The following is a 23,005-nucleotide window of genomic DNA, read 5'->3' as shown; positions in this document are numbered from 1 at the left end:
GAACTCTCATGGCGAGTGAAGAGCAACTGGTCGACTACCTCAAGCGGGTCGCCGCCGAGCTGCATGACACCCGGCAGCGTCTGCGCGAGGTGGAGGACCGCCGCCAGGAGCCCGTGGCCGTCGTCGGCATGGCCTGCCGCTTCCCCGGCGGCATCGAGACGCCCGAGGGCCTGTGGGAGCTGGTCGCCGCCGGCGACGACGCCATTGAACCGTTCCCCACCGACCGTGGCTGGGACCTGGAGGGCATCTACCACCCGGACCCCGACAACCCCGGGACCTGCTACGTCCGCGAGGGCGGCTTCATCGGCACCCCCGACCAGTTCGACTCCGACTTCTTCGGCTTCAGCCCGCGCGAGGCACTGGCCAGCAGCCCCCAACTGCGGCTACTCCTGGAAACGTCCTGGGAGGCCCTCGAACGCTCCGGCATCGACCCCGCCTCGCTCAAGGGAAGCCCCACCGGCGTCTACGTCGGCGCCGCGACCACCGGCAATCAGACCCAGGGCGACGCAGGCGGCAGGGCCACCGAGGGGTACGCGGGCACAGCGCCCAGCGTCCTGTCGGGCCGGGTCTCCTTCACGCTGGGTCTGGAGGGTCCGGCGGTGACCGTCGAGACCGCGTGCTCCTCGTCGCTGGTGGCGATGCATCTGGCGGCCACGGCCCTGCGGCAGGGTGAGTGCGAGCTCGCCCTCGCGGGTGGCGTCACCGTCATGTCCACGCCCGAGGTCTTCACCGGCTTCTCGCGCCAACGCGGCCTGGCCCCCGACGGCCGCTGCAAGCCGTTCGCCGCCGCGGCCGACGGCACGGGCTGGGGCGAGGGCGCCGGACTCGTCGTCCTGGAACGCCTCTCCGAGGCGCGCCGCAAGGGCCACAAGGTCCTCGCCGTGCTGCGCGGTTCCGCCATCAACCAGGACGGCGCCAGCAACGGCTTCACCGCACCGAACGGCCCCTCGCAGCGCCGCGTCATCCGGCAGGCCCTCGCCGGCGCCCACCTCTCCACGTCGGAGATCGACGTGGTCGAGGCGCATGGCACCGGTACCAAGCTCGGTGACCCCATCGAGGCCGAGGCGCTCATCGCGACGTACGGGAAGGAGCGCGAGGACGACCGGCCGCTGTGGCTCGGCTCGGTCAAGTCGAACATCGGCCACACGCAGGCCGCCGCAGGCGTCGCGGGCGTCATCAAAATGGTGATGGCCCTGCAGAACGACCTGCTGCCCGCCACCCTGAACGTCGACGAGCCGACCCCGCACGTCCAGTGGGAAGGCGGAGGCGTACGCCTCCTGACCGACCCGGTCCCGTGGTCGCGCGGCGAACGTCCGCGCCGCGCGGGTATCTCCTCCTTCGGCATCTCCGGCACGAACGCGCACGTGATCTTGGAGGAAGCTCCGGAAGACGTTCCGGAAGGATCGCCGGGGGCAGGGGCAGGGGCAGGGGCAGGGGCAGGGGCAGGGGCAGGGGTAGCGGTGGTGCCGTGGGTGGTGTCCGGGCGTGGCGAGGCCGCGCTGCGGGCGCAGGCGCGACGGCTGAGCACGTTCGCTGCCGGTGACGTAGATGCGTCGGCGACCGAGATCGGCTGGTCGCTGACCACCAGCCGCTCCAGTCTTGAGCACCGGGCTGTGGTGGTGGGCCGGGGTCGGGAGGCGTTGACGGCGGGTCTTGGGGTGCTGGCGGCGGGTGAGGCGTCGCAGGATGTGGTGTCGGGGGTTGTGGGTGATGTGGGTCCGGGGCCGGTGTTGGTGTTTCCGGGGCAGGGGTCGCAGTGGGTGGGGATGGGGGCTCGGCTGCTGGATGAGTCGCCGGTGTTCGCGGGGCGGATGGCGGAGTGTGAGCGGGCGTTGTCCGCGTACGTGGACTGGTCGTTGACGGAGGTGCTGCGGGGGGATGGCAGTGAGCTGTCCCGGGTTGAGGTGGTGCAGCCGGTGTTGTGGGCGGTGATGGTGTCGCTGGCCGCGGTGTGGGCGGACTGCGGCATCAAGCCCGCTGCTGTGATCGGTCACTCGCAGGGCGAGATGGCCGCCGCATGTGTGGCCGGTGCGCTGTCGTTGGAGGATGCGGCGCGAATCGTCGCCGTACGCAGTGATGCGCTGAGGCAGTTGCAGGGTCACGGCGACATGGCCTCCCTCGGGGTGAGCGCGGAGCAAGCGGCTGAGCTGATCGGCGACGACCGGCCCGGCGTGTGTGTCGCCGCCGTCAACGGTCCCTCGTCCACCGTTATTTCGGGCCCGCCCGAGCATGTGGCCGCTGTCGTGGCGGATGCCGAGGCGCGTGGCCTGCGCGCCCGGGTCATCGACGTCGGTTACGCCTCCCACGGTCCCCAGATCGACCAGCTCCACGACCTGCTCACCGAGCGTCTCTCCGACATTCGGCCCTCCCGTACGGACGTGGCGTTCTACTCGACGGTGAGCGCGGAACGGCTTGCCGACACCACTGCCCTCGACACCGCCTACTGGGTCACCAACCTCCGCCGGCCCGTCCGCTTCGCCGACACCATCGAGGCGCTGTTGGCCGACGGCTACCGGTTGTTCATCGAGGCCAGCCCCCACCCCGTCCTCAACCTCGGTATGGAGGAGACCATCGAGCAGGCGGACGTCTCCGCCACCGTCGTCCCCACCCTCCGCCGCGACCATGGTGACACCACCCAGCTCACCCGTGCCGCCGCCCACGCCTTCACCGCAGGCGCCGACATCGACTGGACGCGCTGGTTCCCGGCCGACCCCACCCCCCGTACCGTCGACCTCCCCACCTACGCCTTCCAACGACGAAGCTACTGGCTGCCCGTGGACGGCGTCGGTGACGTGCGGTCCGCGGGGCTGCGGAGGCTGGAGCACGCGTTGCTGCCAGCGGTGCTCGGGCTGGCCGACGGCGCGCTTGTGCTCACCGGGCGGCTCGCGGGCAACGGCGGTGGTCGTGGTGGCTGGATCGCCGACCACGTGGTGGCGGGCACCACGCTCGTTCCCGGTGCCGCACTGGTCGAATGGGCGTTGCAGGCGGCCGACGAGGCGGGCTGCGACGCCCTGGAGGAACTGACGCTGCAAGCGCCGCTGGTGTTGCCGGACTCCGGCGGCATCCAGGTGCAGGTGGTCGTCGGCGCGGCCGACGAGCCGGGCGGCAGGCGCGACGTGCGTGTCTTCTCTCGCGTCGACTCCGATGACGAACCGGGCCAGGAGGAGGGCTGGACGTGCCATGCGACCGGAACGCTGAGCCCTGAGTCCGGGGCCGGTGACGAGCCGGACGGGCTCGGCGGGCAGTGGCCGCCGAGCGGCGCCGAACCGGTGGAGATCGGTGATCTCTACGAGCGGGCGGCGTCGGCGGGTTATGAGTACGGCCCCTCGTTCCAAGGCCTGCGCGCCGTGTGGCGGCACGGGCACGATCTGCTGGCGGAGGTGGAGCTGCCCGAACAGGCAGGCGCTGACGACGGCTTCGGTATTCACCCCGTACTGCTGGACACCGCCCTGCACCCGGCGTTGCTGCTGGACCAGAACCTGTCCGGTGACGCGGGGGACACGGATGACGTGAGTGACGCGAGTGACGCGGGAGAGCTCCGTCTGCCATTCGCGTGGAACGGTGTGACCCTGCGGGCCACCGGTGCCGCCACCGTGCGCGTGCGTCTGGCTCGCCCGTCCGCGTACGGGGAGGAGCAGGCGGAGGGCGGATCGGTCCTGCGCGTGACGATCGCCGACGCCACCGGAGCGCCCGTCCTGAGCGTGGACTCCCTGGCCCTGCGCCCCGCCGACCCGGAACTGTTGCGCTCGACGGGCGGGAGGGGCGGGGCGACTACCGGCCCTCAAGGATTGTTCACCGTGGAGTGGGCCTCCGCGTCCCCGACGACGACAGAGGAGGAGGACGGCGGCGACGAGTGGCTGGTGATCGGTCCGGACGCACCTGACTGGGCCGGTGAGGAAGCCCCCCGCCACCCGGATCTGCGGAGTCTGTCGGCCGCGCTCGACAAGGGGACGCAGACCCCCGGGACCGTCCTCGTCGACATGGCCGCAGTCGCAACAGCGGCCGCAACCGACGAGGCAGCCGACGCAACGGTCGACTCCCGTGGCCGGGCGGTCGCCGAGAACACCCTGAACCTGGTACGAGGCTGGCTCGCCGAACCGCGTCTGGCCGAGGCCCGGCTCGTACTGCTCACGCGGCATGCGGTGGTGGTACCGGCCGACGGCGACGGCAGCGACCCACTCGACGTGCCCGCCGCAGCCGTATGGGGCCTCATACGCAGCGCACAGGCCGAACACCCCGGCCGCTTCGTCCTGTTGGACACCGAGCCAGGCACGGACCGAGCGGCCGTCACGAGGGCACTCGCCACCGGGGAGCCGCAACTCGCCGTACGCGCGGGACAGCCGAAGGCCCCCCGTCTGACCCGCGCCACCACCCTCCCGCGGACGCCTCCCGGCAACCCCGGCAACCCCGGCAACCCCGGCAACCCCGGCAACCCCGGCAACCCCGGGAACCCCGACGGCACCGTTCTCATCGCGGGCGGCACCGGCATGATGGGCGGGCTCGTCGCCGAGCACCTGGTCCGCACTTGGTCGGTGCGGCATCTGCTGCTCGTCAGTCGGCAGGGCCCCGACGCGCCGGGCGCCCGCGAGCTGGCCGACCGGCTGACCGGCCTCGGCGCCGGGGTGCGGATCGTCGCCGCCGACCTCACGGACGCGCGGACCGCAGCCGACCTCGTCGCCTCGGTCGACCCGGCGCATCCGCTGACCGGGGTGGTCCACGCCGCAGGTGTCCTGGACGACGCCGTGGTCACCGCGCAGACCGCCGACCAGCTGGCCAAGGTGTGGGCCGCCAAGGCCTCCGTCGCCGCCAACCTGGACGCCGCCACCGCGGAGCTGCCGCTCAGCCTCTTCATGATGTTCTCCTCCGCCGCCGGTGTTCTCGGCAACGCGGGCCAGGCCGGATATGCGGCAGCCAACGCGTTCGTCGACGCCCTCGTGGCCCGCCGTCGCGCCGCCGGCCTGCCCGGTCTCTCGATCGCCTGGGGCCTGTGGGCGCGCGGCAGCGCCATGACCCGGCACCTGGACGATGCCGATCTGGCGCGGTTGCGCGCGGGCGGCGTGAAGCCGTTGCTGGACGAGCAGGGCCTCGCCCTCCTCGACGCGGCACGAAACACCGCCGCCCACACCTCGCCGGTCGTCGCGGCAGGCATCGACGTACGCGGCCTCACCAGCGGAGACGTACCCCCGATGCTGCGCAACCTGGCAGGCCGGACCCGCCGCAGGGCGGCAGCCGACGCCACTGTCGACAAGGCCGCGCTGGAGACCCGGCTCGCGGGCCTGGACGAGGCCGGACGCCGCGCCGTCATCGGTGACGTCGTATGCGAGTGCGTGGCCGCGGTGCTCGGCCACCGTTCGCCGACCGACGTACGCACCGAGGCGAACTTCAAGGACCTGGGCTTCGACTCGCTCACGGCGGTGCAGCTGCGCAACCGCCTCTCGACGGCCAGCGGCCTGCGCCTGCCCGCCACGATGGCCTTCGACCACCCCACCCCCGACGCCCTCACCGCCTACCTGTGCACCCGTCTGGGCGGCCGGTCCACAGCCCCCGCCCCGCCCGCCACCCCCGCCGCGCTCACCGCGGCCACCACGGACGACCCGGTGGCGATCGTCGCGATGGCCTGCAAGTACCCGGGCGGAGTGACGTCCCCCGAAGGGCTGTGGGACCTGGTGGCCGCGGGCGTGGACACGGTCGGCGCGTTCCCGACCGGCCGCGGCTGGGACCTGGAGCGCCTCTTCCACCCCGACCCGGACCACCCCGGCACCAGCTACGCCGACGAGGGCGCCTTCCTGCCGGACGCGGGGGATTTCGATGCCGCGTTCTTCGGGATCAATCGGCGTGAGGCGTTGGCGATGGATCCGCAGCAGCGTTTGCTGCTGGAGGCGTCGTGGGAGGTGTTTGAGCGTGCGGGTATCGATCCGACGACGCTCAAGGGCAGCCTGACCGGCACGTACGTCGGCGTGATGTACCACGACTACGCGGCGGGCCTGGCCCAGGACGCCCAGCTGGAGGGCTACTCCATGCTGGCCGGTTCCGGCAGCGTCGTGTCCGGTCGAGTCTCCTACACCCTGGGCCTCGAAGGCCCGGCGGTGACGGTCGACACGGCGTGCTCCTCGTCCCTCGTCTCCATCCACCTCGCGGCACAGGCACTGCGCCAGGGTGAATGCACCCTCGCCCTCGCGGGCGGCGTGACGGTCATGGCCACCCCAGAGGTTTTCACCGGCTTCTCGCGCCAGCGCGGCCTGGCTCCCGACGGCCGCTGCAAGCCGTTCGCCGCCGCGGCCGACGGCACGGGTTGGGGCGAAGGCGTCGGTGTACTCCTTCTGGAGCGGCTGTCCGACGCGCGCCGCAACGGCCACCAAGTCCTCGGTCTCGTCCGCGGATCCGCCGTCAATCAGGACGGTGCGAGTAATGGTTTGACGGCGCCGAATGGTCCGTCGCAGGAGCGGGTGATTCGGCAGGCGTTGGCCAGTGGTGGGCTGGTGGCTGCTGATGTGGATGTGGTGGAGGGTCACGGTACGGGGACGACGTTGGGTGATCCGATCGAGGCGCAGGCGTTGTTGGCGACGTACGGTCAGGACCGGCCGGGGGAGCGTCCGGTGTGGCTGGGTTCGGTGAAGTCGAATATTGGTCATACGCAGGCGGCTGCTGGTGTGGCGGGTGTCATCAAGATGGTGATGGCGATGCGTCATGGGGTGGTGCCGGCGAGTTTGCATGTGGATGAGCCGTCGCCGCATGTGGATTGGGATGCGGGTGGGGTGCGGTTGGCGTCGGAGTCGGTGGTGTGGCCGGAGGTGGGTGGGCGTCCGCGGCGTGCGGGGGTGTCGTCGTTCGGTGCGTCGGGTACGAATGCGCATTTGATCCTGGAGCAGGTTCCGGAGCCGGTGGTTGAGCTTGAGGCCGCGGTGGTGTCGGAGAGTGGTGGTCTGGTGCCGTGGGTGGTGTCGGCGCGCAGCCCACAGGCCCTGCGGGAACAGGCACGCCGCCTGAGCGAAGCGGTGACGGCCGACTCGGCCATGGGTTCAGTACGGGACATCGGCTGGTCACTGCTGCACTCGCGTTCCCTGTTCGAGCACCGCGCTGTGGTGACAGGCAGCGAGCGGGGTGAACTGCTCGCAGGTCTGGCCGCGTTGGCCTCCGGTGACGCTCACGCGGCCCTGACGGAGGCCTGCGAGGACGCGGCGGCCCTGAGTGGGGACACGGTCTGGCTGTTCAGTGGTCAGGGGAGTCAGTTGGTGGGGATGGGTGCCGGGTTGTATGGGCGGTTCCCGGTGTTCGCGGAGGCGTTCGACGAGGTGTGTGGGCTGCTTGACGTCGAGTTGGGGTCGTCGCTGCGTGAGGTTGTGTTCTGTGGTCCGGTGGAGCGGTTGGGTCACACGATGTGGGCGCAGGCGGGGTTGTTTGCGTTGCAGGTGGGTTTGGCGCGGTTGTGGGAGTCGGTGGGGGTGCGCCCGGATGTGGTGATTGGGCATTCGGTTGGGGAGGTGGCGGCTGCGTATGTGGCGGGGGTCTTCTCGCTACCGGATGCGTGTCGTGTGGTGGGGGTGCGGGCGCGGTTGATGGGGGCGTTGCCTGGGGGTGGGGCGATGTGTGCGGTGCAGGCGACGCGGGAGGAGTTGGCTGCTGGGCTGGATGGCACCCGTGTGAGTGTGGCTGCGGTCAACACGCCGGATTCGACGGTGGTTTCGGGTCCGTCGGATGAGGTGGAGGGTGTCGCGGGTCGGTGGCGGGAGCGGGGCCGTAAGACGAAGGCCTTGTCCGTCAGTCACGGATTCCATTCCGTGCTGATGGAGCCCATGCTGGCGGAGTTCACCGAGGCGTTGCGGGGTGTGGAGTTCCGGCGGCCTTCGATTCCGCTGGTCAGCAATGTGTCGGGGCGTGAAGCGGGTGAGGAGATCACGACTCCGGAGTACTGGGCACGCCATGTGCGTCAGCCCGTCCTCTTCCAGCCCGCCATTGCCCAAGTGGCGGAGCGTGCAGGCGTGTTCGTCGAGCTGGGGCCTGCTCCAGTGCTGACGACCGCTGCCCAGCACACCCTGGACGACATTGCCGATACGCGTGACCGTGACCGCGAGCCGGTGTTGGTGTCCTCGCTCGGCGGCGAGAAGCCCGAGGAACAGGCCTTCGTGAATGCGCTCGCTCGTCTGCATGTGGCGGGGGTGGGTGTGGATTGGTCGGTGTTGTTTGCGGGTGGGGTGGCGCCGAGGGTGGTGGGTTTGCCGACGTATGCGTTTCAGCGGGAGCGGTTCTGGCTTGCGGGGCGTGGTGGTGTCGGTGGTCGTGGTGGGGATGTGGTGGGGCTGGGGTTGGTGGCTGCGGGGCATCCGTTGTTGGGTGCGGCGGTGGAGTTTGCTGATCGGGGTGGGTGTCTGCTGACGGGGCGGTTGTCGCGTTCTGGTGTGGGGTGGCTGGTTGATCATGTGGTGGCCGGGGTGGTGTTGGTGCCGGGTGCCGCGTTGGTGGAGTGGGTGTTGCGGGCTGGGGATGAGGTGGGTTGTTCGGGGGTTGAGGAGTTGATGTTGCAGGCGCCTGTGGTGGTGCCTGAGGGGCGGGGTTTGCGGGTGCAGGTCGTGGTGGATGAGGCCGACGGTGACGGGCGTCGTGGCGTGCAGGTCTTCACCCGGCTTGAGGACAATACGGGCCTGCACGCGACGACGGCGGCGACGGCGACGGCGGTGGTGGACGGTGACGGTGGCGGTGACGGCGAGGGTGGCTGGGTGTGCCACGCCACCGGCACCCTCACCCCCGAACCTGACCGCGACACAGCCGACGCCATGAGCGAGAGGCTGGCCGGGACGTGGCCCGTGACCGGCGCCGTACCCGTCGACGTAACTGGCTTCTACGAGCGGGTGGCCGACGCGGGCTATGCGTACGGCCCGGCGTTCCAGGGGCTGCGTGCGGTGTGGCGGGACGGTCAGGATCTGCTGGCCGAGCTGGCGCTGCCCGAGGCCGCCGGCGCCCACGAGGGCTACGGCATCCACCCCGCCCTCCTCGACGCCGCCCTCCACCCCGCCCTGCTGCTCGACTGGGGCGGGCAGTCGCAGGGCGGCGGCGAGATCTGGCTGCCGTTCGCCTGGAACCAGGCCGCCTTGTGGGCCACGGGTGCAGACACCGTACGCGTACGGCTGTCGCCCGGGGAGCACGACGAAGCCGAGCGGGAAGTGCGCGTACTGGTCACCGACGCCACCGGGACGAGCGTCCTGAGCGTGGGATCGGTGACGCTGCGACCGGCTGACATCAGCCGGCTCCAAGCCGAACAGGCCTCAGAAGATGGCCTGTTCGCGGTGGAGTGGACAACGCTATCGCTTCCGGTGTCACAGACGGACGCGCGACGCGACGGCGGCTGGATCACGCTGACGAGTGATGCCACCCCGGCTGACCTGGCTGCTCTGGGCGAAGCGGTGCGGGCGGGCGGTGGTGGTGGCGGTGAGGCGCCGTGGGCGGTGCTCGCGCCCGTCGAATCCTCGGCCGCCGACGGCCTGCCGGTCGTGGAGCGGGTCTTGTCCTTGGTACAGGAGTTCCTCGCGGACCCGGAGCTGTCGCAGTCCCGTCTGCTGTTGGTGACGCGGGGTGCCGTGGCTGTCGACGGGGTCGGGGAGGTGGACGCGTCTGCGGCAGCGGTGTGGGGCTTGGTCCGCAGCGCACAGTCGGAGAACCCGGGCCGCTTCGTCCTGCTCGACATCGACATCGACGTCGACGACCACCTAGCCGCGGACGGCGGTGCCGAGCTGCCGCAGGCGGTACTGCGCCAGGCTGTCGAAAGCCTCGAAGAGCCCCAACTCGCCTTGCGTGTCGACGACATACTTGTGCCCAGGCTCGTCCGTGCGACCGGCGGCGCGCTGGCCACGGTGCCTGACGAGCGTGCCTGGCGTCTGGACAAGGGAAGCGCCGAGACGCTGGAAAGCGTGACCCCGGTCGCCTACCCAGAACTCCTGGAACCTCTGGGTCCCGGCCGCGTACGCCTCGACATCCACGCCGCGGGCATCAACTTCCGCGATGTCCTCGTCAGCCTCGGCATGGTTCCGGGCCAGATCGGCCTGGGCGGCGAAGGCGCCGGTGTCGTGACGGAGGTGGGCCCCGACGTCACGCATGTGTCGGTCGGCGACCACGTCATGGGCGTCCTCCACGGCTCCTTCGGGCCGATGGCCGTGGCGGATACGCGGATGATCGCGCCGGTCCCGCAGGGCTGGACCATGCGTGAGGCGGCCGGTATGCCCGTCGCCTACCTGACGGCTTGGTACGGGTTGGTGGAGCTGGCGGGTGTGCGGGCTGGTGAGCGGGTGCTGATCCATGCCGGTACGGGTGGTGTGGGGATGGCCGCGGTGCGGATCGCCCGTCATCTGGGTGCGGAGGTCTTCGCGACGGCGAGTCCGGCCAAGCATGGGGTGCTGGAGGAGATGGGGGTTGATGCGGCCCATCGGGCGTCTTCGCGTGATCTTGCCTTTGAGGATGCGATCCGCCAGGCCACGGGTGGGCGCGGCGTGGATGTCGTACTCAACAGTCTCGCCGGTGAGTTCATCGATGCTTCCCTGCGGTTGCTCGGTGATGGTGGTCGGTTCCTGGAGATGGGCAAGACCGATCTGCGTACCGCGGAAGAGGTTGCCGCGCAGCATCCGGGCGTCACGTACACCGTCTATGACCTCGTCACCGATGCCGGGCCCGACCGCATTGCGTTCATGATGCGGGAACTGGGTGAGAGGTTCGCCTCCGGTGACCTCGCACCGTTGCCGGTACGTTCCTGGCCGCTGGACGAGGCGCGGGAGGCGTTCCGGTTCATGAGCCAGGCCAAGCACACCGGGAAGTTGGTGCTGGAGGTTCCGCCTGCCCTCGATCCCGAGGGCACGGTGTTGATCACTGGTGGTACGGGTGTGCTGGGCCGGGTGGTGGCCGAGCATCTGGTACGGGAGTGGGGTGTACGGCACCTGCTGCTGGCCAGTCGCCGGGGTGCGGATGCTCCGGGCAGCGGGGAACTGGTGCAGCGCCTTGGCGAACTAGGCGCTGAGGTGAGTGTTGTCGCTGCTGATGTGGGTGATGCGGGGTCGGTGGCGGAGCTGGTGGGCAAGACCGATCCGTCGCATCCGTTGACTGGTGTGGTGCATGCGGCGGGTGTGCTGGAGGACGCGGTGGTCACGGCGCAGACGTCGCAGGGGCTGGCGCGGGTGTGGGCGGCGAAGGCGGCTGCGGCGCGGCATCTGGATGAGGCGACGCGGGGGATGCGGCTGGGTCTGTTCGTCGTGTTCTCCTCGGCTGCCGCCACTCTGGGCAGTCCTGGCCAGGCCAACTACGCGGCGGCGAACGCGTATTGCGATGCGTTGATGCAGCGCCGCAGGGCGCAAGGGCTGGCGGGACTGTCGGTCGGCTGGGGCCTGTGGGAGACCCCGCCCGACGAGACGACCCGCACGACCGAAGCCACGGAAAGTGACGCGACAGGCACCACCGCGACCGGCACGACAGGCGGCGCAACGGCAACCGGCGCGACAGGCGGTGCAACGGCAACCGGCACGACAGCCGGTGCACCGGCAACCGGCACGACACGCGGCATGACCGGCGGCCTCAGCACCACCGACATCGCCCGCATGACCCGCATCGGCGTCAAGGCCATGACCAACGAACACGGCCTGGCCCTCCTCGACACCGCCCGACGCTACGGTCACGCCCACCTCGTCGCCGCCGACCTGGACACCCGCGTCCTGGCGGGACGGCCCGCCACCTCCCTGCCCCCCATCCTGCGTGCCTTCGCCGGCGCCCGAGGCTCCGCGAGGCCCACGGCCGCCGCTGTCCGGCAGGACATCGACTGGGCAGGCAAGCTGGCGGCGCTGACCACGGACGAGCAGCACCGCACCCTGCTCGACCTCGTGCGGACGCACGCCGCAGCGGTCCTCGGGCACACCGGTCCCGACGCCGTACGCGCCGACGCCCCCTTCCAGGACCTGGGCTTCGACTCCCTCACCGCCGTCGAACTGCGCAACAGGCTCTCGGCCTCCACGGGCCTGCGCCTGCCCGCCACGTTCATCTTCAGGCACCCCACCCCGGCGGCCATCGCCGACGAACTGCGTACGCAGCTCTGCCCCGCCGGGGCCGATCCGGCCGCCCCTCTCTTCGGCGAGCTGGACAAACTGGAGACGGTGATCACGGGTCATGCGCACGACGAGAACATCCGCGACCGCCTGGTGACACGCCTGCAGAACCTGCTCTGGCGCCTGGACGACGCAGCGACCGCCGCGCGCGGTGCAGGCGGCAGGGGCGATGCGGGCGGTGCGGGCCGTGCTGGAGACGCCGACGGCGAACCCGGCGAGGCCGGAGACTCCGGCGAGAACCGGGACCTCGATTCCGCGTCGGACGACGAACTCTTCGAGCTGATCGACCGAGAACTGCCTTCTTGATCAGGAGTGGAGAAGACATGCCGGGTACGCAGGACATGCCGGGTACGGAGGACAAGCTTCGCCACTATCTGAAGCGCGTGACGGCGGATCTCGGACAGACCCGCCAGCGACTGCGCGATATGGAGGAGCGGCAGCGGGAACCGGTGGCCATCGTCGCGATGGCCTGCCGTTACCCCGGCGGTGTGACGTCCCCCGAACAACTGTGGGACCTGGTCGCCTCGCGCGGCGACGGCATCGCGGAGTTCCCCGCCGACCGCGGGTGGGACCTGGCCGGCCTCTACCACCCCGACCCGGACCACCCGGGGACGACGTACGTGCGGGAGGCCGGGTTCCTGCGGGACGCGGCGCGCTTCGACGCCGACTTCTTCGGCGTCAACCCGCGCGAGGCGCTCGCCGCCGACCCGCAGCAGCGGGTGCTGCTCGAAGTCTCCTGGGAGCTGTTCGAACGGGCGGGGATCGATCCGTCCACGCTCAGGGACACGCTCACCGGCGTGTACGCGGGGGTGTCCAGCCAGGACCACATGTCGGGCGAGCAGGTGCCGCCGGAGGTGGAGGGGTACGCGACCACGGGCACCCTGTCGAGCGTCATATCCGGCCGCATCGCCTACACCTTCGGTCTGCAGGGCCCGGCGGTGACGCTGGACACGGCGTGCTCGGCCTCACTGGTGGCGATCCATCTCGCCTGCCAGGCGCTGCGGCAGGGCGACTGCGGTCTGGCTCTCGCGGGGGGCGTGACCGTGCTGTCCACGCCCACCGCCTTCGTGGAGTTCTCCCGTCAGCGCGGCCTGGCGCCGGACGGCCGGTGCAAGCCCTTCGCCGAGGCCGCCGACGGGACCGGATTCTCCGAGGGCGTCGGCCTGCTCCTCCTGGAACGTCTCTCCGACGCGCGCCGCAACGGGCACCGAGTGCTCGGTGTCGTACGCGGCTCAGCGGTCAACCAGGACGGCGCGAGCAACGGCCTGACCGCCCCCAACGACGTCGCCCAGGAACGCGTGATCCGCCAGGCCCTGACCAACGCCCGCGTCACCCCCGACTCCGTCGACGCCGTGGAGGCCCACGGCACCGGCACCACGCTCGGCGACCCCATCGAGGGCAACGCGCTCCTGGCGACGTACGGGAAGGAGCGGCCGGCCGACCGGCCGCTGTGGCTGGGTTCCGTAAAGTCGAACATCGGGCACACGCAGGCCGCCGCAGGCGTTGCGGGCGTCATCAAGATGGTGATGGCGATGCGCCACGGCGAACTGCCCGCCTCCCTGCACATCGACCGGCCCACACCCCACGTGGACTGGGAGGACGGGGGAGTGCGGCTGCTCACCGACCCCGTGCCGTGGCCCCGCGGCGACCGCCCCCGCCGGGCGGGCGTTTCCTCCTTCGGCATCAGCGGCACCAACGCCCACCTGATCGTGGAACAGGCCCCCACTCCCTCGGACGCAGAGGACGGCTCGGATGGGATGCATGGGGTGCATGGAATGCAGGGTGGTCCGGAAGCCCTCGGCGCCTCCACCTCCCTCGCCGTGCCGTGGATGGTCTCGGCCCGCGGTCATGAGGCGCTGCGCGCACAGGCTGCCTCCCTGGCCGAACGCGCCGACGGCGGGCAGGAGTTGGCGTCCCTCACGGACATCGGTTGGTCACTTCTGAGGACTCGTGCGCTGCATGAACATCGGGCAGTGGTGGTGGCCGCGGAACGGGCCGAGTCGGTGGCCGCGCTGCGCGCGCTGGCGGCGGGGAAGCACCATCCGGCGCTGATCGGCCCGGGCCCGGCCGCTCGGACACCCGCCCGTGTGAACGGGGACACGGTCTGGCTGTTCAGTGGTCAGGGGAGTCAGTTGGTGGGGATGGGTGCCGGGTTGTATGGGCGGTTCCCGGTGTTCGCGGAGGCGTTCGACGAGGTGTGTGCCTTGTTGGACGTTGAGTTGGGGGCTTCACTGCGTGAGGTTGTGTTCCGTGGTCCGGTGGAGCGGTTGGATCACACGATGTGGGCGCAGGCGGGGTTGTTTGCGTTGCAGGTGGGCTTGGCGCGGTTGTGGGAGTCCGTCGGTGTGAAGCCGGATGTGGTGATTGGGCATTCGGTTGGGGAGGTGGCGGCCGCGTATGTGGCGGGGGTCTTCTCGCTACCGGATGCGTGTCGTGTGGTGGGGGTGCGGGCGCGGTTGATGGGAGCGTTGCCTGGGGGTGGGGCGATGTGTGCGGTGCAGGCGACGCGGGAGGAGTTGTCTGCTGGTCTGGATGGCACCCGTGTGAGTGTGGCTGCGGTCAACACGCCTGATTCGACGGTGATTTCGGGTCCGTCGGATGAGGTGGAGGGTGTCGCGGGCCGGTGGCGGGAGCGGGGTCGTAAGACGAAGGCTCTCTCGGTCAGTCACGGATTCCATTCCGTGCTGATGGAGCCGATGCTGGCGGAGTTCGCCGAGGCGTTGCGGGGTGTGGAGTTCCGGCGGCCTTCGATTCCGCTGGTCAGCAATGTGTCGGGGCGCGAAGCGGGTGAGGAGATCACCACTCCGGAGTACTGGGCACGCCATGTGCGTCAGCCCGTCCTCTTCCAGCCCGCCATTGCCCAAGTAGCCGCTCAGGCCAGCGTATTCATGGAGCTCGGGCCGAGCCCCGTGCTGACCACCGCCGCCCAGCACACCCTCGACGAGCTAGCCGAGGACGACGCCCCGGAGCCGGTCGTCACCGCTTCCCTCCATTCCGCCCAGCCGGACGATGTCGCCTTCGCGCAGGCCATGGCTCGGCTGCACACGGCGGGGATCGCCGTGGACTGGTCGGCGTACTTCCCGTCCGACCCCGAGCCCCGCATCGTCGACCTGCCCACCTACCCCTTCCAGGGGCGGCGCTTCTGGCTTGCGGACATCGCGGCGCCGACATCCGCCTTCCACGAGGACGGGGAGGAGGCCGGGTTCTGGGCGGCGGTCGAAGGGGCGGACGTCCAGGCGCTCTGCGACACCCTGCACCTCAAGGACGACGGGCACAGGTCGGCTCTGGAGACGGTGTTCCCGGCGCTGTCCGCGTGGCGGCGCGAGCGACGTGAGCGGTCGATCGTCGGTGGGTGGCGGTACCGAGTCGACTGGCAGCGCGCAGACCTGCCCGCTGCGCCGGGATCTCGGGGCGCGTCGGGCGCCGGTGCCTGGCTGCTGGTCGTCCCCGCGACCGGCGCCGGGCCCTGGCCGCAGACATGCGCCAAGGCCCTGGAGAAGACGGGCGTGCCGGTCACCGTCGCGGAGGTCGGCCCGGACGCCGCGCGGGCGGAGCTCGCGGACCTGATCCGGTCGCACCGGGCCGGACTCCCGGACGACGTACCGCTCGCCGGAGTGCTGTCCTTGCTGGCCCTCGGTGATGGTTCGGACGCTTCCGCCCGCCTCAGCGAAGACACCCAGGCCGCCGGGGAAGACCAACCGACCCGTGGCCTGACGGACACCCTGACGTTGGTGCAGGGACTATTGGACGCGGGCCTCGACGTGCCCCTGTGGTGTGCCACCCGCGGCGCCGTCTCGTGCGGCGACAACGACCCGGTCGTCGCTCCCGCGCAGGCCCCGGTCTGGGGGCTCGGCCGTGTCGCGGCTCTGGAGCACCCGGAGCTGTGGGGCGGTCTGCTGGATCTGCCCGCGGACCCCGAAACGCTTGATGCGGGCGCGTTGTACGCGGTGCTGGGCGGCGACAGCGGCGAGGACCAGGTCGCACTTCGGCGCGGTGGCGTTCTCGGTCGCCGTATCGTCCCCGCTGCGACCACCGGCGAGAAGTTCTCCGGCGACTGGCGGCCGAACGGTGCCGTCCTGGTCACGGGCGGAGTCGGCCATCTGGCGGATCAGGTCGTACGGTGGCTTGCCGCGTCCGGCGCCGAACACGTCATACTCCTGGACACGGATTCCGAGGGCACTCGAAGGGACGGCGGCAGCCTCACGGCTGAACTCGCCCAGTACGGCGCCACGTTGACTCTGCTTGAAGGTGACCCGTCCCGAGGTGGGGGAGTGGTCGCGCGGGCGCTCGCCGAGCTGCCGGACGACGTGCCGGTACGGACCGTCATCCACACCTCGCTGCCCGGCCGGCTCACACCGCTGGCGGAGATCACCCCCGAGGAACTCGGCGAGGCCGCATCGGCCGCCGTGGAGCTGGGCGAACTCGCGCGCCGGGCACCGCAACCAGCGGTCACGGGCACGCCAGCGGACACGAGCACGCCCGCGGGCACGGAGACGGACACAGAGACAGGCACGGCCAAGGACATGGTGGAGACCGTCATCTACTTCTCCTCCGTGGCAGCCGCGCTCGGCAGCAGGGAGCACGGCGCGTACGCCGCCGCCAACGCCTACCTCGACGCGCTGGCGCAGCGCCACGGCGGCGAAGGCCCCCGGACGGTGTCCGTGGGCTGGGGCATCTGGGACCTGCCGGACGACGGAGAGTCCGCGCGCGAGGCCACGGGACTGTCCCGGCGACAGGGACTGCCGCCGCTGGAGCCACAGTTGGCGCTCGGCGCGCTGCACGCCGTGCTCGACAGCGGCAAGGGGCACACGCTGATCGCCGATATCGAGTGGGAACGATTCGCGCCGCTGTTCACGCTCGCCCGCCCCACCCGCCTGCTCGACACGGTCCCCGCGGCCGTGCGGATCCTCGACGCGGCCTCGGACAGCACCGAGGGAGCGGAGAACGGCGCGGTGCTCCGCCGCGATCTGTCCGCCCTGCCCGCGCGCGAGCGGGCCGGTGTACTCCTGAACCTGGTGCGTGAGCAGGTGGCCGCCGTCCTGCGGTACGAGCCGGGGCAGGGGGTCGAACCGGAGAAGGCCTTCAAGGACCTGGGTTTCGACTCACTCGTGGTCGTGGAGCTGCGCAACCGGCTGCGTACCGCCACCGGGCTGCGGCTGCCCGCCACGATGGTCTACGACTACCCGACGCCTCGCGCCCTCGCCGAACACCTGCTGGACAGGATCCTGCCCGACGGCGGCGCGGGTGAGCTACCGGTCGCCGGACACCTGGACGAGCTGGAGGCGACTCTCGCGGGACTCGCGGTGGACGATCCGCGCCGCACGGGTCTGGTCCGGCGCCTGCGGACCCTGCTGTGGAAGCAGTCCGACGTCACCGGGGCGACTGGGGAAGCCGACGACACGCAGGACGGGGACGAGGGCGAGGGCGAGAGCGACGACCTGGCGGCGGCGAGCGCCGACGACATGTTCGCGCTGATCGACCGTGAGTGGGGCACGGCGTGACGGGCGCCCTGGGGGATGCCGGGACCGGCCTCGTGGAGCGTTCCCGGGAACTGGCCGCCCTGCAGCGTGCCTTCGACGGCCCGCCGGACGCGTGCGGCAGCCTGACGCTGGTCACCGGCGCCATGGGCACGGGGAAGACCGCTCTTCTCCGTGCGTGGACGGAGCGCCTCGGCTCCGACGCCCTGGTGCTGACGGCCACCGCCTGCCGTGCCGAGCGCGACCTGCCGTTCGGTGTCCTGGAACAGCTGCTGCACAGCCCCGGCCTGCCCGCCGCCAGCGCCGAACGCGCCCTGGCCCGACTCGACGACGTCAACACGAACACGAAGCCGAACGCGGGCGCGGGCGCGGGCGCGAACACGAACGCCAACGCCAACGCCCGTGCGGACGCGGCGAACCCGGGCCCCGGCGATGCCCCACTGCCTGCCGCGCCCCTCCTGCGCGGGCTGTGCGACGAGCTGCGGAACCTGCTGGACGAACGGCGGCCCGTCGTGATCACCGTCGACGACGCGCACCACAGCGACGGGGCGTCGCTGCGGTGCCTGCTGTACGTGGTCCGTCGGCTGCGGTCGGCGCGGCTGCATGTCGTGTTCACCGAGTACGTCCACCAGAAGGCGCCGAACGCCCTGCTCACCAGCGAGTTCCTGCATGAGCCCACCCTGCGCCGCATCCGGCTCGAACCCCTGTCGAAGGCGGGGGTGGAGGCCGTACTCGCCCGGCACCTGGACGAACGGACAGCAGAGGACCTGACGCCCGCGGTCCACGGCATGAGCGCAGGCCACCCGCTCCTCGTCCATGCGCTGGCCGACGACCACCGAACGATGGGCGGCGCCGGGGAGGCGTACGGGCGCGCGGTCCTCAGCTTCCTCCATCGGCACGAGGCACCGGTCCCGGACGTCGCCCGGGCCGTCGCGGCGTTGGGCGAGCGTGCTGCCGAACCCGCGCTGGTCGGGCGGCTCCTCGACGTGGACGCGGCGTCCGTCGCGCGGGCCGCGCACCAGCTGACCAGCGCGGAAGTGCTGCACGATGGCCGCCTGTGCCACCCGGCGTTCGGCGCCGCGGTATTGGACGGCATGGTGCCCGAGGAGCGGGGCGCCCTGCACGGCCGGGTGGCGGATCTCCTGCACGAGGAGGGCGTACCAGCTACCGAGGTGGCGGCCCACCTCATGGCCGCCGACCGTTCGGACAGCCCCTGGGTGGTTCCCGTCCTGCAAGAAGCGTCCCAACTCGCGCTGGAGAGCGACCAAGTGGAGACCGGCGTCGGCTACCTGCGCGCCGCCCACCAGCTGTGCCGCAGCGCGGCGCAGCGCTCCGCGATCGTCGGCGCGCTCGCCGACGCGGAGTGGCGCCTGGACCCCGCGAAAGTACTGCGGCACCTCCCCGACCCCACCACGACCGCTCCGGACACCGCCCCTGCCTGCACCCCGCTCCCACTCCCGCCGCCGTCCCTCCCCACCCACCTCCTGTGGCACGGGCGCGTCGAGGAAGGACTGGACGCCATCGGCACGCTCACCGGCATGGGCACGCTCACCGGTACGGGTACGGGTACGGGTACGGGCAGGGGTACGCGCCCCGGCACCGACCCGAACTCGCCCCCCAACCCGACCAGCCCCCCTCCGATGAACGCTGCGGACCTCGACACCCCCTGGCTATGGGGCGCCTACCTCTACCCCGGGCACGTCAAAAAGCGCCTCGGCTCCGGCCTCCCGTCCTCGCAGCGCTCCGCCCCGCCCGCGCTCACTCCCGAGCTGCAGGGCGCGGGCACGCTCATGAACGAACTGCTGCACGGCGGCGAACAGGATGCCGTCGACGCCGCCGAGCGCGCCCTGAACCGTTACCGGCTCGGGCCTCGTACGGTCGCGGTCCAGACCGCCGCCCTGGCCGCCCTCACCTACCGCGACCGGCCGCACCGCGCGGCGGCCTGGTGCGACGGCCTCCTCGCCCAGGCGGCCGAGCGCAACAGCCCCACATGGCTGGCGCTGTTCACCGCGTGGCGTGCCCTGATCCATCTGCGACAGGGCGACCCGGCGGCGGCGGAACAGCGCGCCGGAGCCGCCCTCGCCCTGCTCGGAACCAAGGGCTGGGGCGCCGCGATCGGACTCCCGCTGGCGGCAGCGGTACACGCGAGGTCGGCCCTGGGTGACGTGGACGGGGCGGCGGCTCTGCTGGAACGGCCCGTACCGCAGGCCGTTTTCCAGACCCGGCCGGGCTTGCACTACCTGGCGGCGCGGGGCCGCTACCACCTCGCCACCGGCTGCTACTACGCGGCCTTGTGCGACTTCTACGCCTGCGGGACGCGGATGAGCAGCTGGGGCGTGGACCTGCCCGCACTGGAACCGTGGCGACTCGGCGCCGCCGAAGCGTACCTGGCCCTCGGCGAATCGCTCCTGGCCCGCCAGCTCATCGACGACCACCTGACGTTGCCCGCCCCGGCGGGCGGCCGCACCCGGGGCATGACGCTGCGCCTGCGGGCGGCCACGTCCCCCGCTCCGGTACGTGCCGAGCTCCTGGACGAGGCCGTGGCGGTACTCCACGACAGCGGCGACACCTTCGAACTGGCACGTGCCGTCGCGGACCAGAGCATCGCCGTACGCGAACGGGGCGAGGCGGAACGCGCCCGGCTGCTGACCCGCAAGGCGCAGCTCCTGGCCCGGCGCTGGGGCAGCGCCCCGGCTCCGGTCACGGTCACCGAGGCCACGGCACCTCCCGGGAGCCACGGCCCGGACGCCGAAGGGGTCGGCTCGGACACGGAACTGTCGGGCGCGGAACGCCGGGTGGCCGAGCTGGCCGCCGACGGGCTCACCAACCGCGAGATCTCCCGGCGGCTGTGCGTCACGATCAGCACCGTGGAGCAGCACCTGACCCGCGTCTACCGCAAGCTCGACGTCAAGCGGTTGGACTTGCGAGCAGCCTTGGAGTGACGAATCCGCAGGTGGGGCCCTCGGGGGTGCGACACTGGCGCGGTGACGCACACCGAACGGCCCGCGAACGGGCCCGCGAATGGGCAAGCGGACGAGCCCGTGGACCGGCACGCGGACGAAGCCGTGGACCGGCGCTTGGAGCGAGTCATTCTCGACCTGCTCGAGCGCCGCGACCCGGACTCGACGATCTGTCCGTCGGACGCCGCGCGGGCGGTGTACGAAGGAGACGACGACGGCTGGCGCGCGCTCATGGAACCGGCCCGCCGCGCAGCCCGGCGCCTGGTCACGGCCGGCGAGGTGGAGATCACCCAGGCGGGCCGCCCCGTCGACCCGGCTACGGCTCGTGGCCCCATCCGTATCCGCCGCACCCACTGAGAGCCTGTCTTTGAACCCCCGCCTGCGCCCCGGCGCCCGGCACGCACGATCGGCGCACGGAGCCCCAGGACAGGTGGCTCCGCCACATGACCTGGGACTCCGCACACCGATCGCACGCTTCCCCAAGCTCTCGGCTCCGCTCGAGCAGGGGAGGCCCCAATCCACCGCTGCGCCCGCGCTTCGCGCGGACGACGGGGGTTCAAAGACAGGCTCTGAGACTTCCCGGCCCCGGCCCCGGCCCCGGCGACGCACCCGCTCACACGGTCCTTGCCGGTACCCCCGAAACCGTGGCGGCGTCCAGGTTCACCACGTCCAACTCCTCAGGAAGGAACGGGGGAGCGGTCAGTTCGGGGAGGCGCTCGTCGGCGCGCATCGCCATCAGGAAGCGGTTGGAGCCGAGTTCGCTCTGGGGCGCGTTCAGGCTCATCACGTCCGTCACGATCTCCGACGCCTTCGGGGAGCGGATCGACGCCGCGGTGATCGCTTCGGCGAACCGCAGGCGCTGCTCGGTGTCCACGCCGATGAGCCGAGGATCCGTCGCCGCCACGCGGCAGTTGACGTAGTCGATGTCCTTGGTGGCGGCCAGGATCCACGGATCGTCGACCGCCGCGCCGATCGCCTTCTGCAGGGCGAGCGTGGACCCCGGCCCCGTCCCCGCGCCCCCTCCAGGGCCCCGCTTGAACTCGCGGTCGATGGTGTCGGCGCAACGCGCCGCCGAACTCATGCCGTGCCCGTAGATCGGGTTGAAGGCGGTCAGCGAGTCGCCGATGACGAGCAGACCGTCGGGCCACTGCTCCATCCGCTCCGGGTACAGTCGGCGGTTGGCCCCGGAGCGGGAGCCGTGGACGGGAGTGAGCGGCTCGGCGTCGCGGAGCAGTTCGGCGATGAGCGGATGGTTCAGCTTCTCCGCGAACGGTATGAACTCGGCCTCGGTGGTGGGCAGTTGGGCCCCGCGCGTGCAGGAGAGCGTCGCCAGCCAGCGGCCGCCCTCGATGGGGTAGACGACGCCGAAGCGGCCGGGCTCGCGCACCCTGTCGTCGGCGGCGATGTTCACGGCGGGGAAGCGGGTCGTCGCGCCGGGCGGGGCCTGGAAGAGCCGGGTGGCGTAGGCGACGCCCGCGTCCACGACGTCCTCCTCCAGGGCGGGCACGCCGAGCGCCGAGAGCCACTGCTTGAGGCGGGAGCCGCGGCCGGTGGCGTCGATCACCAGGTCGGCCTCCAGCGTCTCCTGCCGGCCGCCGTCGACCTCGCGTACGAGAACACCGGTGACGCGGTGCTCGCCACCTACCAGCTCGACGGCCTCGGTACGCTGCCGGACCGTGATGTTGCCGGCTGCCAGGGCCTGGGTGCGCACGGTCAGGTCGAGCAGCGGGCGGCTGGCGACCAGTGCGAACTGCGTGGCGGGGAAGCGGTGTTGCCAGCCCTGCCCGGTGAGGGTCACCAGGTCCTCGGGGAAGCCCAGGCGGCGGGCGCCGGCCGCGAGGAGGCGGTCGGTGGTGCCGGGCAGCATCTCCTCGATGAGGCGGGCGCCGTTGGACCACAGCAGGTGGGCGTGGCGGCCCTGCGGAACGCCCTTGCGGTGCCGGGGCTCCTCGGGCAGCGTGTCGCGTTCGATGACGGTGACGGCGTCCACGTGGCGGGCCAGGACGTGGGCGGCGAGGGTCCCTGCCATGCTGGCGCCCAGTACGACGGCGTGTGCGGGTCGGGTGGTGGTCACGCGGGGATCCCTTCGGGGTGGGTGGTGTCGGCGGGGCCGTCCATGGTCACGTCCGTCACTCCCCAGAACGCCTGGACCCGGCGCCCGAGACCGTTCTCGTCGAGTTCGACGATGCCGACGATGCGGAAGGTCATCGGCCGGGGCCGCCGCACGGTGACCGTGGTGGGCGTCACCACGAAACGGTCGTCCATGGACGTCATCGGCGGGTCGGGCACCTCGTGCGTACCGCAGGAGACGGCCAGTTCGAGGTGCCTGCGCAGATCGTCCTTGCCCACCATGGGCGGCCGGCCCACGGGATCCTCGAAGACGATGTCGTCCGTGAACAGGTCGAGGACGCCTTCGATGTCACCGGCGTTGATCCGCTCGGCGTAGTCGACGGCCATCCTCTTTCGCGAGGCCTCGTCGGGCATGGCACCTCCA

General features: G+C 71.5%; 6 protein-coding genes. 4 read left to right on the top strand and 2 right to left on the bottom strand.

The features are described 5' to 3' along the window. Nucleotides 1-8 precede the first annotated feature (8 nt). From ACFVYR_RS01135 to ACFVYR_RS01120, 4 genes are all read left to right on the top strand, one after another. The gene (locus ACFVYR_RS01135) at nt 9-12,380 is read left to right on the top strand and encodes an SDR family NAD(P)-dependent oxidoreductase (protein ID WP_389611063.1); all 12,372 of its coding nucleotides are present in this window, start codon (nt 9-11) and stop codon (nt 12,378-12,380) included. 77 nt (nt 12,381-12,457) lie between these two features. Continuing rightward, the gene (locus ACFVYR_RS01130; protein ID WP_384247979.1) at nt 12,458-17,575 is read left to right on the top strand and encodes a beta-ketoacyl synthase N-terminal-like domain-containing protein; all 5,118 of its coding nucleotides are present in this window, start codon (nt 12,458-12,460) and stop codon (nt 17,573-17,575) included. After that, entirely contained in the window at nt 17,572-20,493 is a 2,922-nt protein-coding gene (locus tag ACFVYR_RS01125) for an AAA family ATPase (RefSeq protein WP_384247309.1), read from the top strand. Before ACFVYR_RS01130 ends, ACFVYR_RS01125 begins: the two co-directional genes overlap by 4 nt. 123 nt (nt 20,494-20,616) lie before the next feature. Continuing rightward, nucleotides 20,617-20,868, top strand: coding sequence for a DUF3253 domain-containing protein (locus ACFVYR_RS01120; protein WP_384247978.1), 252 nt, complete (start codon nt 20,617-20,619; stop codon nt 20,866-20,868). Between the two features lie 256 nt (nt 20,869-21,124). Here the strand turns inward: ACFVYR_RS01120 and ACFVYR_RS01115 are convergent, their stop codons facing one another. Together ACFVYR_RS01115 and ACFVYR_RS01110 are read right to left on the bottom strand one after the other, a co-directional pair. After that, on the bottom strand, nt 21,125-22,585 hold the full coding sequence (locus ACFVYR_RS01115) for an NAD(P)/FAD-dependent oxidoreductase (RefSeq protein ID WP_384247306.1): 1,461 nt from the start codon (nt 22,583-22,585) through the stop codon (nt 21,125-21,127). Then, nucleotides 22,582-22,995, bottom strand: a complete 414-nt coding sequence (locus ACFVYR_RS01110; protein WP_384247303.1) for a nuclear transport factor 2 family protein — start codon at nt 22,993-22,995, stop codon at nt 22,582-22,584. The genes ACFVYR_RS01115 and ACFVYR_RS01110 overlap by 4 nt, the downstream gene beginning before the upstream one ends. Nucleotides 22,996-23,005: the final 10 nt, after the last annotated feature.

The sequence above is a fragment of the Streptomyces sp. NPDC058284 genome (assembly GCF_042881135.1).
Lineage (GTDB): Bacteria > Actinomycetota > Actinomycetes > Streptomycetales > Streptomycetaceae > Streptomyces.
This window is presented reverse-complemented; position numbering and strand designations above follow the sequence as displayed.

What these genes read in the sequence shown, in the direction of transcription:
- ACFVYR_RS01135 (WP_389611063.1), top strand. Translation starts at nt 9, where the DNA reads ATGGCGAGTGAAGAGCAACTGGTCGACTACCTCAAGCGGGTCGCCGCC.
- ACFVYR_RS01110 (WP_384247303.1), bottom strand. Translation starts at nt 22,995, where the DNA reads ATGCCCGACGAGGCCTCGCGAAAGAGGATGGCCGTCGACTACGCCGAG.